At 66.5% G+C, this 2,007-nt stretch carries 1 protein-coding gene; it reads right to left on the reverse strand.

The window, feature by feature from the left end; all coding sequences use genetic code 11:
* Window positions 1–33 precede the first annotated feature (33 nt).
* On the reverse strand, window positions 34–1,536 hold the full coding sequence (locus tag DPA01S_RS15870; protein ID WP_198150847.1) for an IS110 family RNA-guided transposase: 1,503 nt from the start codon (window positions 1,534–1,536) through the stop codon (window positions 34–36).
* Between the last annotated feature and the right edge of the window lie 471 nt (window positions 1,537–2,007).

Genomic DNA, 2,007 nt, shown 5'->3' on the forward strand with positions numbered 1-2,007 from the left:
ACGCTCAGATGCGAAGAGATTCCCTAACGATTGTCAACCCCCCTCAGGATGGTCCTGTCGGGATGCATGTCGAGGCGCCGTAGAGCGCCGGGCTCTACGGCTGATCTGGGGCCTCGTGGTGGCGAGGCGAGGGAGGGGCCAGGCTGCCAGTCGGGCTCTCCTTTGGGCGGTGGTGTGGTTGCGGTGGCGGGCGCGGACTTCCGCGGGCACCTGGTAGCGCTCGCGGACGATGGCCCGAGCCTGGGTGATGTCGAGGATCGCGCCGTCGTCGTCGCGGTACTCGTAGGGCGCGTTGCGGTGCACGACTATCCACATCCGCTCGGCGAGCTTGCGGGCGACCGCGCACACGGCCTTGTTGTGGTGCTGACCCTTGTCGACCATGAGCCGGTGGTACACCCGAGCGAGCTGCGGGTCGGATGTGCGTGCCGCATTCGCGGCGAGGAACACCGCCATCCGCAAAGCCGACGGGCCTTCCTTGCTGATCGCGCGATGTTTGTGCTCCATGGTTCCCGACGACCAGTTCGATGGGGTCAGTCCGCAGTAGGAGGCGAAGTCCTCGGGGCGGGCGAAACGGGACCCGTCGCCGAGCCAGCCACGAATCGTCGCCGCGGTGATCGGGCCGGTCCCCGGCACCGAGAGCAGCAGATCATCGGGGCCGTAGAAGGCGTGCCAGAGCCCGTCGAGTTGCTCGGTGTAGCGGTCGAATCGGTCCGCGGCCTGATCGATGTCGGCGAGCATTCCAGCGACCTTCAAAGCCCAGAAATCTAGGTCGTAGTAGTCCCTGAGGATGCCCACCCAGGCCGCCGCGGCACTGCGGAGTTGGTCAGCGATCTGCTCCTGGCGGCCACCGCAGTAGGAGTGTTCGCGCAGCACTGCGGTGATGGTGGACCGGTGTGCTCGGGCCAGGGCTCGCAGGTCAGGCCACCGCCCCAGCACCGCCAACGTGCGGGTACGAGATCCGGCGAGAATCTTGTCGATGTCCGGAACGGTGGCGGCGACGTAAGAACGCAGTCGGCGCCAGCACTGGTCGTAGTGCACGCGGGCATCGCCCCGCGACAGGGCCGAGCGTTTGATGGCCTCGGAACCGACGTCGGCAACGACGAGCGGTTCAAGGTCGAACAAGTCGAGCGCCTTGGCCAGCAGATGCGCATCGATGACGTCGGACTTGTTCTTGCCGGCCACCGCTGCGCGCAGTCGAGAGGAGTGCCTGGTGCCGATCAGGTAGAACCGGCCGCCGGCGGCGCCGACCGCAGCCTGGATACCAACCCAGGTCAGGGAAGTCGGTTCAGCGACCACGTCGACGGCGACGTCGACTGCTGCGAGAAACCTGGTCAGCTCGTTCATCCCGGCCGCGGTGCTCGGGATGGTCTTGCGGGTTGTTCGTGTCGTGCCGTCGTCGCGATATTCGATCAGCTCGCACTGGTGATTCGCCACGATCGCGCAGTCGATCCCGGCGCGGGCCTGAATCGTTGTGGGACTATGGACTGTGCCCGTTGAAGTCATGGGTTCGGGCTTCCTTCCTGCCACGCTCGCCATAGCGGGACAGTCGAGACGATGTCGCCGGGCGTCCTCGAGCGGCATCGCACGTGCCGGCAGGCTCCACCAAGCCTGCCTGCGACGTCGCAGGAGGGAAGCCCCACAATCATCGCCGCGCCATCGGGTAGTGCGGCCGTGGCTTCCTGTGTACTTATCGGTCTCGGGAGCATCCCGTCGCCGCGGCCCCGCATACTCGAGCCGCTGCCACAGCAGGCCATCGGCGCCCCGCGGCCAGCAATCGGCCGAGAGGTGTCGCCGCCAGGGTGTGCCCGTGCTTACGTGTCATCCGGCGCGACCAGTCGACAGAACACCTCTGCCAGGCCAGTCCGTCAATTCCCTTCAAACGGGCCATGTGGCGGGGCAGATCCGGTGTCGCATTCTCTGTTCACGAGGCACAACCCTCAGCCGACAACCGCGCTCACCGAACCTCTCCCACCGTCAACCCTAGCGGGCTGCTGAGCTGGGAAAACC

It is taken from the genome of Dietzia papillomatosis NBRC 105045 (assembly GCF_001570845.1).
Lineage (GTDB): Bacteria > Actinomycetota > Actinomycetes > Mycobacteriales > Mycobacteriaceae > Dietzia > Dietzia cinnamea.